Raw genomic sequence first — 15,446 nt, forward strand, 5'->3', positions numbered from 1 at the left:
CTCATAATGCGGCTCATGGAGTGGGGCGAAAGACATGCCGATTACGCTGCTTGACGGAATTCTCGTCGGCTTCACTCTGGTCTCGGCGATGCTCGCCATGGTTCGCGGCTTCTCGCGCGAAGTCCTGTCCGTCGTCTCCTGGGCAGCAGCAGCGGCGGCGGCCTTCTTCTTCTACAAGCCGGTCCTGCCTTATCTGAAGCCCTACATCGAGAACGAAAAGATCGCCATGGCGGCTTCCGCCGGCGTCGTCTTCATCATCGCGCTGATCGTCGTCTCGGTGATCACCATGAAGCTCGCTGACTGGATCATCGATTCCCGGATCGGCGCGCTCGACCGCACGCTGGGCTTCCTCTACGGCGCCGCGCGCGGCATCCTGGTCGTCGCCGTCGCCCTGCTGTTCTTCAACTGGCTGGCCGGCGCCAAGGCTCCCGCCTGGGTCACGGACGCCAAGTCGCGACCGCTGCTCGAGCAGATCGGCGCCAAGCTCGAAAGCCTGCTGCCCGAAGATCCGGAAAACGCGATTCTGAAGAAGCTCAACCCGAATCAGCCGGCCGCAGAGACGCCCGCGGCTCCGGACGCACCGGCGGCGGACGCTCCAGCAGGTGCCGACGATGCCAACACGCCGGCGCCTGACGATGACGCCGCAACGCCGCCAGCGGACAACGCGCCGGCCAATCCGGCGCCGGCTGCACCGGCAAACTGACGCCGAAAACGGCGTCAGTACCTAACGATGGTGTGAACGGCTGCACGGCGCGCGTTGCTTTCGACGCGAACCCGCATTATATGGCGATTTTAGCGGAGCTTAAGATGGCAGACGCAGACGACGTGCTTTCCGCCGAGGCCGACGACCATTTCCACGACGAATGCGGTGTGTTCGGCATTTTCGGCCGACAGGATGCCGCGGCCATCGTCACACTGGGCCTGCATGCGCTCCAGCATCGCGGCCAGGAAGCGGCCGGCATCGTTTCCTATGACGGCAGCCAGTTCCATGTCGAACGCCATGTCGGCCTGATCGGCGACACCTTCACCAAGCAGCGCGTCATCGACAGCCTGCAAGGCAACCGCGCCATCGGCCATACACGCTACGCCACGACCGGCGGCGCCGGCATGCGCAACATCCAGCCCTTCTTTGCCGAGTTGGCCGATGGCGGCTTTGCCGTCGCCCACAACGGCAATTTGACCAACGCCATGACCGTGCAGCGCGCGCTGCAGAAGCAAGGCGCGATCTTCTCCTCCACCTCCGACACCGAGACGCTTTTGCATCTGGTCGCCACCAGCAAGGAGCGCGATCTGAACTCGCGTTTCATCGATGCGGTGCGGCAGGTCGAGGGCGCCTTCTCGCTGGTGGCGATGACGGCTAAGAAGATGATCGGCTGCCGCGACCCGCTCGGCATCCGACCGCTGGTGCTCGGCGATCTCGACGGTGCGTGGATCCTGGCCTCGGAAACCTGCGCGCTCGACATCATCGGTGCGCGTTTCGTGCGCGACCTGAAGCCCGGCGAGATGGTCGTCGTCACGTCCAAGGGCATTGAAAGCCTGTTCCCCTTCGAGCCGCAGAAGACCCGCTTCTGCATCTTCGAATATGTCTATTTCGCGCGGCCGGATTCGTCCGTCGAAGGCCGCAACGTCTATGAGGTGCGCAAGCGCATCGGCGCAGAACTGGCGGTCGAAAGCCCGGTCGAGGCCGATATCGTCGTGCCGGTGCCGGATTCGGGCACACCGGCAGCGATCGGCTTTTCCCAGGCGGCCGGCATTCCCTTCGAGCTCGGCATCATCCGCAACCATTATGTCGGCCGCACCTTCATCCAGCCCGGCGATTCGATCCGCCATATGGGCGTCAAGCTGAAGCACAATGCCAACCGCCGCATGATCGAGGGCAAGCGCGTGGTGCTGGTCGACGACAGCATCGTGCGCGGCACCACCAGCCAGAAGATCGTGCAGATGGTGCGCGACGCCGGCGCCAAGGAAGTGCACATGCGCATCGCCTCGCCGCCGACACGCGCCTCCTGCTTCTACGGCGTCGACACGCCGGAAAAGTCGAAGCTTCTGGCATCGCGCATGTCGGTGGAGGAAATGGCCGAGTTCATCCGCGTTGATTCGCTCGGCTTCCTCACCATCGACGGGCTTTACCGCGCTGTCGGCGAGGCCAGCCGCGACAACGACCAGCCGCAATTCTGCGATGCCTGCTTCACCGGCCAGTACCCGACCCGCCTGCTCGACTTCGAAGGCCACGACAATGTGCGCACGCTGTCGCTGCTAGCGACGAGCGGGACGTAGGATTGCCGGTCCGTCACTTCTCTTAGCCAGATTTCCGGAATCCAACGCATGACCCTCGACCTTACCGGCCGCGTTGCGGTCGTCACCGGCGCTTCGCGCGGCATCGGCTATTTCATCGCCAAGGAGTTGGCTGCCGCCGGCGCGCATGTCATCGCGGTGGCGCGCACTGTCGGCGGCCTGGAAGAGCTTGACGATCAGATCAAGGCGGCCGGCGGCCAGGCGACATTGGTGCCGCTCGACCTCGCCGACATGGCCGGCATCGACCGGCTGGGCGGCGCCATCCACGAACGCTGGGGCAAGCTCGACATTCTCGTCGCCAATGCCGGCGTGCTTGGCGTCATCTCGCCGATCGGCCATGTCGAAGCAAAAACCTTCGAGAAGGTGATGACCATCAACGTCACCTCGACATGGCGACTGATCCGCTCGGTCGACCCGCTGCTGCGGCTCTCCGACGCCGGCAGGGCGATCATCCTGTCTTCCAACGCAGCGCACTCGGCGCGCGCGTTCTGGGCGCCCTATGCGGCATCCAAGGCGGCGGTGGAGACGATGATGCGCTCCTGGGCGCATGAGACGCAGAGCCTGCCGCTCAGGATCAACGCCGCCGACCCCGGCGCCACCCGCACCGCCATGCGGGCCCAGGCAGTGCCGGGCGAAGATCCCGAGACGCTGCCGCACCCCTCGGAGATCGCCAAGCGCATCGTGCCGCTGGCCAGCCCGGAGCTGAAAGAGACCGGATTGATCTTCCAGGCCAAGCACAATCGCTTCGTCGCCTATCGTCAGCCGGAATAAAACTTGCCTGCGAGACGGATTAAATAGGCCTCCGGCAACGTTTCTTCTGACGTAGCCATTCGAACCGGAGGACCGACATGCGTAGACTTCTTCTCGTTGCCGCCGCCGCCATCACGGCCGCCTTCGCCGCCACCGCCGGCGGAGCTCTCTCGCAAGACGCAACAATGAGCTTCTTCGTCACCGGTGTCGGTTCCGGCAAGGGCGCCGATCTCGGCGGCCTCAAAGGTGCCGACGCGCATTGCGCCTCGCTGGCGGAAGCCGCCGGCGTCACCGGCAAGAATTGGGCAGCCTATCTGTCGACCAGCGACACCGATGCGCGCGACCGCATCGGCAAGGGGCCTTGGATGAACGCCAAGGGCGTCAAGATCGCAGACGGCGTCGCCTCCCTGCACAGCGACGCCAACGGCATCACCAAGCAGACGGCGCTGAACGAGAAAGGCGAAGTGGTCAACGGCCGCGGCGACAAACCGAACCGCCACGACGTGCTGACCGGCTCCAAGCCCGACGGCACCAAGATCGCCGACCAGACCTGCGGCGACTGGACGATGAGCGGGGCCGAGGGAGCCGCGATGATGGGCCATCATGACCGCACCGGCCTCGACGAATCGGCTGCCGCCAAATCCTGGAATTCCTCGCATGCCTCGCGCGGCGGCTGCAGCCAGGAGGCGCTGAAGGGCACCGGAGGCGACGGCCTGTTCTATTGTTTTGCCACCAACTGAGTCGATTGGCTTCAAAGATCGGGCTGGAACCCGCCGCCACATCACGCGGCTGTGATGTGGCGGTAAAAGGCTGCGCTGCGGTCATGCTTTCGTCATTTCCGTGGAGTTGGTAGGATCGCAGCGACTCCCACAACAAGCGCCCACTGGCAGAACAAGGAAATCCCCATGGCTACGACCGCAGCAGCGTTGGTCTGGTATCTGGTAATCGCCGGCCCGCAGGGCGGCATGGTCGTGCTGCCCAGCACCTTCGACAAGCGCGAACAGTGCACCGCCGCCATCACCGAATATCAGAAGCAGCCGACACCGGCCGGCTGGTCGGTACAATGCGTGCCCAGCGCCTCGCCCTTCACAGACGAAGGCGACGCCGAAGAGCCGTCGGCGCAGTAAGCGTCAGCGCCGTGCTGAAACCGTCAGCTCCGGCTTCTGGCTGATGGTCTGGAACACCACGCAGTAGCGCTCGGTCAGCTTCAGCAGCGAGTCTATCCGCTCCTGCGGCTCATCGGTGTCGAGCTTGAAATTGAGCCGGATGGCGCGAAAGCCGACCGGCGCATCCTTGGCGACGCCGAGCGTGCCGCGAAAATCGAGATCGCCTTCGGCCTCCACCGTGGCGGCGCCGAGCTTGAACTCGAGCGCCGTCGCCACCGCCTTCAGCGTCACCCCGGCGCAGGCCACCAAGGCCTCCAGCAGCATGTCGCCCGAGCAGAGCTCGAGGCCTGAGCCGCCTGTCGCCGGATGCAGACCCGCGATGGCGAGCGCCCTGCCCGTCTCCACCTTGCAGGCAACCGACTGGTCGTCGATCGAGCCCTTGGCGCGAAGCGTGATCAGGGCCTGCGAAGCGTCATCGCGATAGGCCTGCTTCAGCGGCGCCTGCATGGCCTTCAATTCGGTCGCATCCATCCGCTGTCCCCTTTCGTCGGCCGTTTCCGCCGCCGGCCTAGCGCCGTCCGGTCGAGATTTGCGCCGATCGCCATGGAAGGCAATGCCATCCGCAATACGAGGTAGCCGCCGCCGGCGCACAAGACCGACATCCCAAATGGGACATTGACGGACAAGGTCCCAAAAACGTCTGATCCGGGCAAGTCGTCACTCCATTTTCCAGTGGTCCCCAGATGCCCCGTACCCTCTCGACAACGCCGAAACAGGATGGGTTTCGCGCGCCCGGCGAATTCGAACCCAAATCAGGCTGCTGGCTGATCTGGCCGGAGCGACCGGACACATGGCGCCTCGGCGCCAAGCCCGCGCAAAAACTGTTTGTCGATGTCGCCGCGGCGATCGCGCAAAGCGAGCCGGTGACCGTGGCGGCATCCGCTCGCCAATGGCAGAATGCCAGGGCGCGATTGCCTGGCCATGTGCGCGTCGTGGAAATGTCCACCAACGATTCCTGGCTGCGCGACAGCGGTCCCAATTTCGTCGTCAACGATCATGGCGACGTGCGTGGCGTCGATTGGATCTTCAACGCCTATGGCGGTTTTGACGGCGGCCTCTATTCGCCATGGGACCTGGATGACCTGGCGGCGCAAAAAGTGCTCGAAATCGAGAATATGGATCGCTACCGCGCGCCGCTGATCGCCGAGGGTGGCGGGCTGCAGTGCGACGGTCAGGGCACTCTCATCACGACGGAGCAATGCCTGCTCAACCGAAATCGCAATGCCCATCTCGGCAAGGTCGAGGTGGAACGCCAGCTTGGCGACTATCTCGGCATCGACACTATCATCTGGCTGCCACGCGGCTTTGCCTTCGACGAGACCGACGGCCATATCGACGACGTCTGTTGTTTCGTGCGCCCCGGCGTGGTCGTGCTGAGTTGGACCGACAACCGGGAAGACCCGCAATATGAGATCGTGCGCGAAGCCGAGGAGGTGCTGCGTTCGGCCCGTGATGCGAGGGGCCGCGCGCTGGAGGTCCACCGGCTGCCCCATCCCTTGCCAATCGAGATGACGCCAGAAGAGAGCGACAGCGTGGACCGGCTCGATTCGACCTGGGCGCGCCCCGCCGGAAACCGGATCGCGGCGAGCTACATCAACTACTATCCGGGCAACAGCGTCGTGGTGGTACCGCAGTTCGGCTGCGATCTCGATGTGAAGGCCAAGCAAAAACTGGCCGCGCTGTTTCCCGATCACCGGATAGTCGGCATCGAAAACTCACGCGAGATCTTGTTGGGCGGCGGCAATGTCGCCTGCATCACCTTGCCGGTCTATGCCCCGCAACGACGTTGACGGATGACGCCCGCCGAAAACCAGCAGCGAAAAGGAGAACACTCATGCGCGCTCTGATCTTCTCAACCCTGCTTGCCGGGATTTCTTGCGGCATCTGCGCCGGCGCGGCCTCGGCGGATGAGGAAAAAATCGTCAACGTCTACAACTGGTCCGACTACATCGCGCCGGACACGGCCGAGAAATTCGAGAAGGAGACGGGCATCAAGGTTCGCTACGATGTCTATGACGGCAACGAGGTGCTCGAAACCAAGCTGCTCACCGGCGGTTCGGGATATGACGTGGTCTATCCTTCAGCCTATCCGTTCCTGAAGAACCAGGTGAAGGCGGGGGCTTTCCTGGAACTCGACACATCGAAGCTTGCCAACCATTCGAAGATCGATCCGCAAGCCTTGGCGCTGATCGCCGGCGCCGACCCACAGAACCTGCATGCCGTGCCCTACATGGCCGTCACCGACGGCATTGGCTACAACGTCGCTGCGGTCAAGCAGAGGCTGTCGGACACGCCGACGGATTCCTTCGCCATGGTCTTCGACGTCGAAATGGTCAAGAAGCTCTCGGATTGCGGCGTGGCCATGATCGATGCGCCGGCCGAAGTCATCCCGATGGCGATGAACTATCTTCACATCGACCCCAAATCGACCAGTCCCGACGACCTCGCCAAGGTCGAGGACCTGATGGGCAAGGTGCGACCCTACATCCGCTATTTCCACTCGTCGAAATACATCAATGACCTGGCGAACGGCGACATCTGCGTGGTGCTGGGCTGGTCGGGCGACATACTCCAGGCAAGGACCCGCGCGGCGGAATCCGTCAAGAAACTGGAGATCGCCTATTCCATCCCCAGAGAAGGCACGCTCATCAACTTCGATACGATGGCGGTGCCGAAGGACGCGCCGCATCCCGACAACGCCCAGGCCTGGATCAACTTCAATCTGCGGCCCGATATCGCCGCGGCCAATTCCAGCTATGTCTCCTACGCCAATGCGATACCGGAGTCCCTGCCGCTGATGGACAAGGCGATAGCCAGCGATCCCGGCGTCTTTCCGCCCGATGCCGTCAAGGCCAAGCTGTTCGTGGTGGACAACAACGATCCGAAGCTGCTGCGGTCGCAAAACCGCATGTGGACGCGCATCGTGACGGGGCAATAGAGCCGCGCGGAAGCCGTCAGCCCTGAGCGACTTCGCGGAGGGTCGCCAGCAATTCGACCTGGGAGTGCACGCCGAGCTTGCGATAGATCTGCTTGATGTGGTTGCGGACGGTGCCGGGCGAGATGGCGAGGCTTCGCGAAATGGTCTTGGCGTTGCCGCCATCGACCAGGTGCCGTGCAATCTCGCTCTCGCGCCTGCTCAGCCGCGAGCGGGCGTCACCGATCGCGACGCCCTTGTCCCGGGAGCGGCACAGATGAAGCAATCTTTGCAGAATGAGCCTCGTCGCGCTGCTTGCCGCGCAAGCCATCGCCAGATCCTGCTCGCCAAAGGGTGCCGCCCCGTTTCGCCTGAGAAAAGTGACGTAGCCTGCGGTCAACCTGTCGAGATTGAACACGCCGGTTATCTCGTCGAAGCTGTCGGAGGGACCGTAGAATTCGCGATAATAGGGTGTGTGCAGGAAGTCGCCATTGCGCAGAGCCGACAGCGGCAACAGGAAATCCCGCCTTGTGCTGGCGAACCTCTGGAAGAAGGGATCCTGGCGATAGATGCGGGCGTCGTAGTCGCGGTTCCAGCGATCGGGGCCGGCATCGTCTATGGTCAGCGACGTGATATCGCGATGGTAGAAGCCGACATAGACGCGGTCTGAGCCAAGCAGCCCGCTCGCCGCCGCCGTGAAGCGAGCCGACAATTCCTCGGGCGTCGCGGCCGTGGCCGCAGCGGCCACACCGCCGCTCCAGCGCCCCAACTGATCGAGAGAAACGTTCGACTGCATTCCGGTCCACACTAATGCAAGCCGCCGCAAGTTCAAGCTGGCGGGAACCGAACCGCCAGGCTCGAAAGACACCCGGACCAAGATTCGGCAATCCCCTGCCCCAACGCAAGCATGGGGCTGGCGTAGCGCTGCGCCGGCTTTCGCCCGTATAGCTTGGAACCAAGGCCTCACTTTCCGGGCCCGTCGCGTCATCCTCAAGCATTTTTGTCGCTTCCCGCAATTTTGGTCACGCGCCTCATGGCTGATATCGCCATTCTCGAAACACGCGAAAGGGTTCTCGCCGGCATCCTGCTGACCGGTGCAGCCTATCTGCTGTTTTCGACGCAGGATGCTTCGATCAAGCTGCTGGTCGTTGGCATGAGCGTCTGGCAGATCATGTTCTTCCGCAGCATCACCATTCTCGGCGCCTGCGCGGCGATCGGCGGCCGACAGCTGTTTGCCGACACGGTGCGCTCGCCGATCGTGCGGCCGATGCTGGTGCGCAGCGCCTTCACGCTTGCCGCCTGGCTCTGTTACTACAACGCCGCACGCAGCCTGCAGCTCGCCGAACTGACCACCGTCTATTATGCGGCGCCAATCATCGTCACAGTGCTTTCAGTGGTGATGCTCGGCGAAAAGGTGCCGATGCTGCGCTGGCTGGCGGTGCTGATCGGCTTTGCCGGCGTGTTCGTCGCTTGCGATCCGACCCATCTCGGCCTGTCCGTGCCGGTGCTGCTGGTGCTGGCGGCCGCCTTTTTGTGGGGCATCGCCATCGTGCTCTTGCGCAAGACCGCGCTTGCCGAGCGCTCGATGATCCAGCTCCTGCTCAACAATTTCTATTTTCTGCTGTTTTCGGCGGTGCCGGCGCTGCTTTGGTGGCGGACACCGGACGGGGCTCAATTGCTGCTGCTTGCCAGCGTCGGCGCGCTCGGCGGCCTCGCGCAATACCTCCTCTTCGAAGGCATGAAGCGCACGCCGGCGTCGGTCCTCGCGCCGCTGGAATACACCTCGCTGTTGTGGGCATTCGCGCTCGGCTTTGCGATCTGGGGCGACGTACCGCGCCGCGAAGTGTTCCTGGGCGCTGCCCTGATCGTCGCCGCCGGCCTGCTGATCGTCGGCACCGAGCATTTCCGCAAACGGCTATGATGTGGATCGCCATCATTGCTGACACTACGATGTCAGCACGCAACGACGTAGGCTGGTGGCATGACTGAGATTGCAGCCACCATAGACACCGCCGCGGAGCGTACGCTCGGCATCATCCTGGTGTCGTCCTCGGCGGCTGTGTTTGGCCTGACCGGCGTTCTGACCAAGTCGATCCATGCAGACCCGCTGACCATCATCTGCTGGCGCGGCTTTGTCGGCGCGATCCTGATCAGCCTGTATGTGCTATGGCGGCGCCGCCGTTCCGGCGGCCACGAAACGCTGCGCCTTGGCTGGCGCGGCTGGCTGCTGGCGGTGGAAGGCGCGCTGGCCAGCATCGCCTTCATCTCGGCGTTCAAGTTCACCTTCGTTGCCAATGTCGCAGTCATCTACGCCACCGCGCCCTTCGTCACCGCGCTGCTGGCCTGGGTTCTGACGCGCGAACCGTTCCGACTGCAGACAATGATCGCCGCCGCCGTGTCGCTGTGCGGCGTGGCGATCATGGTCTGGTCCGGCTTCGGCACCGGCAATCTGTTCGGCGACGGATTGGCACTGCTGATGACCATCGGCAGCGGCCTCTACATGATCATGGTGCGCGCCTTCCGCGACACGCCCGTGGTGTGGGCCGGGGCGGTTTCGGCCTCCCTTCTGTTCGTGCTCGGCTGGTTCGTCACCGATCCGCTGGCGGTTTCGCCAAGGGATGCCGTTCTGCTCGTCACCTTCGGCGCGTCCTTCGCACTGTCCTCGATCCTGTGGACAGAAGGCGCGCGGCTCATCCCGGCTGCCGAATCCGGGCTGCTCGGCTCGGCCGAAGTGCCATTCGCGATCCTGTTTGCCTTCCTGTTCCTGGGCGAGATTGCGCCGACCGCCAGCATGATCGGCGGCGTCATCGTGTTGTGCGCGGTGTTTGCCCATGCGGGGCGGGATTGGCTGACGGCCCGCTCGCAACGCCTAGCGTCAAATATTTCTTAAAAAAGTGACACAGTCACGGAACCATCATCGGGGTCAGGCATTGTTGGTGCGACGGGCCATCCCCAAGTCCCCCAAACCCCTCGGCCCGTCCTACTTCCAAGCCGACCGCAAGGTCGGCTTTTTCTTTGGGCATTCAGCCGGCCGACAAGGCAAGGCTGCCGCTGAGCAGGGTTGCCAGATCGGCTGCCGAGCCATCGGCGCCGGCACGCTGCCGGATCGCGAACTCAGCCATCGGCACCTGCGGCAGGCCAAACTCGCGCGGCGCCTCGACAATGCCGGAATGGGCAAAGCGGGCTGTTCGCAGCGTCAGCGCGACACCGGCGTTCACCGCCGTGCGCAGGCCAGCCAGACTGGCGCTGCCGGCAGCGATGCGGTAGCGGCGGCCGGCGGCATCGAGTGCGGCAAGCGCTGCTTCGCGAAAACCGCAATACGGATCGAGCAGCGCCAGCGGCAGTTCCTCCTGCCGCGAGGCCAGCCCCTTTGCGAACACAGCCATATCATCGGCTCGCGCAGCACACCGACTTCGTCCGGCACTGCCGCCTGGCGCATGACGATCGCCAGATCGAGGCCGCCAGACTGCAGCGCCTGCGCCAGTTCGGCGGAACGGCCGACCCGCAGTTCGATCCTGACGCGCGGATGACTGACGGCGAAGGCTCGCAGCAGGTCCGGCAGGCCGCTGTCGGCGAAATCCTGCGTCGTGCCGATGGCTACGCGTCCGGCAGCCCGCGCGCCCTTCAGCGCCAGCCAGGCCTCGCGATGGGCGGCAAGGATGCGCCTGGCATGGCCGACGAGGTCCTCACCCGCCGGCGTCAGGCCGCGCCCGCGCCCCTGCGGTACCAGCAGCGGCTCGCCGACGATTTCCTCCAGCCGCTGCATCTGGGCGGTCACCGCCGAGGGCGAACGGCCGACGCTTGAAGCCGCGTGCGCCAGTGAGCCGCTGTCGACGAAAGCAAGGAAGGTTTTCAGCAGATCGGGATCGAACGTTTCCATAATTCGATAATATCGAACCTTCAGTTAAAAACAATTCGATTTTTTTGATTCAAGGATGATGACATGGTCCTTCCAACGGCAGTCGAAGCCGCTCAACCCAAGGAGAAGAAAAATGCCCATCATCACTGTCAGCGTCACCGGCAAGCCCGACGCGGCTCTTTCCGCCAGCATCGCAAAGGAGGTCACTGAAATCACCGCGACGCAGTTGCGCAAGGATCCGACGATCACCGCTGTTGCCGTGTCCTACATCGATCCGCAGCACTGGTTCGCCGGCGGCAAGTCGCTGGCCGAGCATGGCACCAACACGTTCTGGCTGGATATCAAGGTGGTCGACGGCACCAACACCAAGCTCGAGCTGGAGGCCTATCTCAAGGCGATCTTCGCAGCCTTCGGCCGCCTGCTGGGCGGCGTCCACGAGGAAAGCTACGCCTTCGTGCATGAAGTGCCGGCGGCCGCTTATGGCTATGGAGGCAAGACGCAGGAGTTTCGTTTCATCAGCGGACGGTTGCAGGCGGCGTGAGAAGCGCTGACTCACCTTCCCCTACAAAGGGAAAGGCAGGAGGCGCACTCATCCGCATTGACCTTGCTCCCACATCGTCTAGGTTCTGGCCGAAGCGGCCGCGAAAGAGCCGAGATGCTAAGAACGTTGGGAGAGACGCGGCATGATCCTGACACTGGCGCTGCTTGCGGGTCTTGTTCTGGCCTGGCTGCTGATCGGCGTGGTGGAAAAATTCCGCCTCGGCCTGCGCTTCACCCAGGCGCTGCTCTATGTGCCGTTCAAGCTCGCCTACCGGATCGCCGACAACCGTATCGGCATCGCCCGCAAGGCTCAGGCCCCGGTTATCTACGTCATCTCGCATCAATCGCGCTTCGAGCCGGCGCTAATGCTGTCGCTGCTGCCGGACGACACGCTGCATATTCTCGACGAGGTCTCGGCGCGCTCGCCGTGGCTCGAACCGTGGCGCGAGCTTGGCCGCACCATCGCCTTCAACGCCGAGCACCTCTTCGTCAGCCGCCGGCTCGTGCGCGTGCTGAAGGGCAAGGGCCGGCTCGCCGTCTATCTGCCGGATGCGGTCGAGCCTGACATCAAGACGTTCCGGCTGTTTCGCGCCGTCACCCGCATCGCCATGCAGGCCGACGCCAGCATCGTGCCGATCTTCGTCGGCGGCGCGCGCAGCCTGCCGGTGTCGCTGACGCCGGCGGACAAGGCACCACGGCACTGGTTTCCGCAACTGTCGATCAGCGTGCTGGAGCCGATGACCATCGCCGAACTGGTGGCGCGCAACCCCGACCAGGCCTCGAACACCAATTCGCTGTTCGACCGTGTCGCCGAGGCCCGGCTTTTAGGCACCGACCTCGATCGCGGGCTGTTCCTGGCGATGCGCGATGCCGCCGACCGCGTCGGCGCATCGCACCCGATCATCGAGGATGTCATCTCCGGCGCGCTGAGCTACCGCAAGATGTTCATCGGCGCCCGCGTCCTGGGCAGGCGCTTCGAGGCGGCGACGGCGCCGGGCGAAGCGGTCGGTGTGATGCTGCCCAACGCCAATGGAGTCGTGCTGTCGCTCACCGGCCTTCTGTCGGCTGGCCGGGTGGCGGCGATGATCAACTATACGGCCGGGCCGGCGAGCGTCACCGCGGCCGTGCGCACGGCGGTGATAAGGACCGTGATTTCGTCCCGCGCGTTCGTCGAGAAAGCCGACCTCGCCGATATCGTCGAGGCGGTCGAAAAGGGTGGCGCCAGGCTGCTGTGGCTGGAGGATGTGCGGGCGAGCGTCACCGCGCTGGACAAGCTTGCCGCCGCCTTGCTTTGGCGCTGGCCGCTGCAGCGGCAGGAAGCGGCCAAGCCGGCGGTGATCCTGTTCACCTCCGGCTCGGAAGGCACGCCGAAGGCGGTCGTGCTGTCGCACAGGAACCTTTACGCCAACGCCATGCAGGCCGAGGCGCGCATCACCATCTCGCCGGCCGACATCCTGCTCAACGTGCTGCCGGTGTTCCATTCGTTCGGACTGACGGGCGGCACCATCCTGCCGCTGGTCACCGGGGTAAAACTGTTCCTCTACCCCTCGCCGCTGCACTACAAAATCATTCCCGAAGTGGCGCGCAAGGTGAAGCCGACCATCATGTTCGGCACCGACACGTTCCTCGCCAATTACGCGCGCACCGCCAAGGACGGCGATTTTTCCAGCCTGCGCTTCGTCGTTGCCGGCGCCGAGGCGGTGAAGCCGGAAACCCGCCGCGTCTATCGCGAACGCTTCCAGGCCGAGATCATCGAAGGTTTCGGGCTGACCGAGGCGGCACCGGTGGTTGCCGTCAACACGGCTATCCATGGCCGCGACGGCACGGTCGGGCGGCTGCTGCCGGCCATGCGCATGAAGCTCGAGCCGATCGAAGGAATCAGCGATGCCGGCCAATTGTGGCTCGACGGACCGAACCTGATGATGGGCTACATGACATCGGACCGCCCCGGCGAGCTGCAGCCGCTGACCGGCTGGCACGACACCGGCGACATCGTTGCCGTCGACCGCGAGGGCTTCATCACCATTCGCGGCCGCGCCAAGCGCTTCGCCAAGATCGCCGGCGAGATGGTGTCGCTGGGTGCGGTCGAGATGCTTGTGCAGTCGCTATGGCCGGAAGAACGCCATGCGGCGGTGGCGGTGCCGGACAAGCGGCGCGGCGAGCGCATTGTGCTGGTCACCACCGCCGACGACGCCAATCCCGACGAGTTGCGCAAATTCGGCAAACAGGCGGGCGCCGCCGAACTGATGGTGCCGAACGACATCGTCAAGGTCGAGGAAATTCCGGTGCTGGGGTCCGGCAAGACCGACTATGTGTCGACGAGAAAACTGGCGATCGACAGGCTGGGGCTCGGGGTGGCGGCCTGAGTCAAATCAAGCACTTCGGCAGACCTTCTAACCTATATCCGAAGGCGGCACCTTCTCGCCCTCGCGCTTGGCGCGCTTCGAATAGGCGCGCACGCTGAACGGCAGGAAGATCAGGTAGCCGGCGACCGACGCGGTCAGCGTGTACCAGGGATAGGTCATCAGCAGGAGCACGTAGAGCACGACAGCAAGGATGATCGGCAACACCCTGTCGCCGGGGATTCTGAGGCTCTTGCCGGAATAGACCGGCAGCCGGCTGACCAGCAGGAAGGCGACCAGGATGGTGAAGCCGGTGGCGACGAAGGCCGCTGGACGACTGGGCTCCAGCCCGGTGCGCAGGAAATAGAGATAAAGCGGCAGCATCACCAGCACCGCGCCCGCCGGCGCCGGCACGCCGACGAAATATTCGGACTGCCACAGGGGGCGATCTCCCTTCTCGTCGTCGAGCACGTTGAAACGGGCGAGGCGCAGCCCACACGCGATCGCGAACAGGAGTGCGGCGATCCAACCCGGTGAGCCGGCGCGGTCGAGCAGGAAGGCATAGAGCACCAGAGCAGGCGCCACGCCGAAATTGACGATGTCGGCCAGCGAATCCATCTGGGCGCCAAATTTGGAGGTCGCCTTCAGCATCCGCGCCAGGCGGCCGTCAATGCCGTCAAGGAAGGCAGCAAGCAGCACCATCACCACCGCCGGCTCGAAACGGCCTTCGAAGCCGAAGCGGATGCCGGACAGGCCGGCGCAGATGGCAAGCACGGTGACGAGGTTGGGCAGCACCATGCGCATCGGGATCTCGCGGATGCGCGGACCGCCGCTGGCATGGGCCTCGAACTTTTTGTATTGCGTGCCCACCGTCAGGAAATCCGCACGAGGGGGGTGCCGGCGACACCGCCGAATTCGGCCAGCACGGTTTCGCCGCCGACGGCCGTCTGGCCAACGGCAACACGCGGCGTGGCGGTCAGCGGCAGGAACACATCGACACGCGAGCCGAAGCGGATCAGGCCGAAACGCTCGCCAATGGCGATCGAGCCGCCAGCCTCGGCCCAGCAGACGATGCGCCGTGCCACCAGGCCGGCGATCTGCACAGCCGCGATCGTGCCGTTGGGGCTCTCGATGACCAGGCCGTTGCGCTCGTTCTCGGTGCTGGCCTTGTCGAGTTCGGCATTGAGGAATTTGCCGGGCCGATGTTCTATCCTGGCAATACGGCCGCGCACGGGAGCGCGGTTCACGTGGCAGGAAAAGACGTTCATGAACACCGAGATGCGGGTCATTTCGACATTGCCGAGGCCAAGTTCGCGCGGCGGCACGGCCGGCCCAACCGCTGAAATGATGCCGTCGGCGGGGCTGACCACCAGGCGGTCGTCGACCGGCGTGACGCGCTCGGGATCGCGGAAGAAATAGACGCACCAGGCCGTCAGGATGAGACCGATCCAGAACAGGATCGAGGAGAAATAGCCGAGGAAAAGCGTTGCGGCGCCAAAGGCCGCGATGAAGGGATAGCCTTCGCGATGGATCGGTACGAACGCGTTCTTGATCGTGTCGACAAGGCTCATGGGATTGGG

General features: G+C 64.2%; 15 protein-coding genes and 1 pseudogene. 11 read left to right on the forward strand and 5 right to left on the reverse strand.

What is annotated here, in order from left to right; genetic code table 11:
* Positions 1-34 precede the first annotated feature (34 nt).
* The 5 genes from HB777_17625 to HB777_17645 all read left to right on the forward strand — a co-directional run bounded on the left by HB777_17625 (position 35) and on the right by HB777_17645 (position 4,172).
* Positions 35-703 carry a CvpA family protein gene (locus HB777_17625; protein ID QND65540.1) on the forward strand — a complete coding sequence of 223 codons (669 nt, stop codon included), beginning with the start codon at positions 35-37 and terminating at the stop codon, positions 701-703.
* 104 nt (positions 704-807) lie between these two features.
* Complete coding sequence (locus tag HB777_17630; GenBank protein ID QND65541.1) at positions 808-2,277, forward strand: amidophosphoribosyltransferase; 1,470 nt, start codon at positions 808-810, stop codon at positions 2,275-2,277.
* Positions 2,278-2,325: 48 nt separating this feature from the next.
* Entirely contained in the window at positions 2,326-3,066 is a 741-nt protein-coding gene (locus HB777_17635) for an SDR family NAD(P)-dependent oxidoreductase (protein ID QND65542.1), read from the forward strand.
* Between the two features lie 77 nt (positions 3,067-3,143).
* The gene (locus HB777_17640) at positions 3,144-3,785 is read left to right on the forward strand and encodes a hypothetical protein (GenBank protein ID QND65543.1); all 642 of its coding nucleotides are present in this window, start codon (positions 3,144-3,146) and stop codon (positions 3,783-3,785) included.
* Positions 3,786-3,950: 165 nt separating this feature from the next.
* Positions 3,951-4,172, forward strand: coding sequence for a hypothetical protein (locus tag HB777_17645; protein ID QND65544.1), 222 nt, complete (start codon positions 3,951-3,953; stop codon positions 4,170-4,172).
* Between the two features lie 3 nt (positions 4,173-4,175).
* Here the strand turns inward: HB777_17645 and HB777_17650 are convergent, their stop codons facing one another.
* Positions 4,176-4,682, reverse strand: coding sequence for an OsmC family protein (locus tag HB777_17650; protein ID QND65545.1), 507 nt, complete (start codon positions 4,680-4,682; stop codon positions 4,176-4,178).
* Positions 4,683-4,894: 212 nt separating this feature from the next.
* On the opposite strand from HB777_17650, the gene aguA reads away from it, so the two are divergent.
* Positions 4,895-6,001 carry an agmatine deiminase gene (aguA, locus tag HB777_17655; GenBank protein ID QND65546.1) on the forward strand — a complete coding sequence of 369 codons (1,107 nt, stop codon included), beginning with the start codon at positions 4,895-4,897 and terminating at the stop codon, positions 5,999-6,001.
* Between the two features lie 44 nt (positions 6,002-6,045).
* Complete coding sequence (locus HB777_17660) at positions 6,046-7,149, forward strand: polyamine ABC transporter substrate-binding protein (GenBank protein QND65547.1); 1,104 nt, start codon at positions 6,046-6,048, stop codon at positions 7,147-7,149.
* A gap of 16 nt (positions 7,150-7,165) precedes the next feature.
* On the opposite strand, the gene HB777_17665 is transcribed toward HB777_17660, so the two are convergent.
* The gene (locus HB777_17665) at positions 7,166-7,921 is read right to left on the reverse strand and encodes a LuxR family transcriptional regulator (protein QND65548.1); all 756 of its coding nucleotides are present in this window, start codon (positions 7,919-7,921) and stop codon (positions 7,166-7,168) included.
* Positions 7,922-8,158: 237 nt separating this feature from the next.
* Between HB777_17665 and HB777_17670 the strand changes: the two genes are divergently transcribed.
* Both HB777_17670 and HB777_17675 read left to right on the forward strand, forming a co-directional pair.
* Complete coding sequence (locus HB777_17670) at positions 8,159-9,046, forward strand: DMT family transporter (protein QND65549.1); 888 nt, start codon at positions 8,159-8,161, stop codon at positions 9,044-9,046.
* Between the two features lie 60 nt (positions 9,047-9,106).
* Positions 9,107-10,015: a DMT family transporter gene (locus HB777_17675; protein QND65550.1), complete on the forward strand. Its 909-nt coding sequence runs from the start codon at positions 9,107-9,109 to the stop codon at positions 10,013-10,015.
* A 133-nt stretch (positions 10,016-10,148) separates the two neighbouring features.
* Here the strand turns inward: HB777_17675 and HB777_17680 are convergent.
* Positions 10,149-11,005 (reverse strand): annotated as a pseudogene (locus HB777_17680) (LysR family transcriptional regulator).
* Positions 11,006-11,117: 112 nt separating this feature from the next.
* On the opposite strand from HB777_17680, the gene HB777_17685 reads away from it, so the two are divergent.
* Together HB777_17685 and HB777_17690 are read left to right on the forward strand one after the other, a co-directional pair.
* Entirely contained in the window at positions 11,118-11,525 is a 408-nt protein-coding gene (locus HB777_17685) for a 4-oxalocrotonate tautomerase family protein (GenBank protein QND65551.1), read from the forward strand.
* Between the two features lie 142 nt (positions 11,526-11,667).
* Positions 11,668-13,890, forward strand: coding sequence for an AMP-binding protein (locus HB777_17690; protein ID QND65552.1), 2,223 nt, complete (start codon positions 11,668-11,670; stop codon positions 13,888-13,890).
* Between the two features lie 27 nt (positions 13,891-13,917).
* Here HB777_17690 and HB777_17695 read toward each other — a convergent pair whose 3' ends face one another.
* Together HB777_17695 and HB777_17700 are read right to left on the reverse strand one after the other, a co-directional pair.
* Entirely contained in the window at positions 13,918-14,736 is an 819-nt protein-coding gene (locus HB777_17695; GenBank protein ID QND65553.1) for a phosphatidylcholine/phosphatidylserine synthase, read from the reverse strand.
* Positions 14,737-14,738: 2 nt separating this feature from the next.
* Positions 14,739-15,437 carry a phosphatidylserine decarboxylase gene (locus tag HB777_17700; GenBank protein QND65554.1) on the reverse strand — a complete coding sequence of 233 codons (699 nt, stop codon included), beginning with the start codon at positions 15,435-15,437 and terminating at the stop codon, positions 14,739-14,741.
* Positions 15,438-15,446: the final 9 nt, after the last annotated feature.

The organism is Mesorhizobium loti (assembly GCA_014189435.1).
Lineage (GTDB): Bacteria > Pseudomonadota > Alphaproteobacteria > Rhizobiales > Rhizobiaceae > Mesorhizobium > Mesorhizobium loti_G.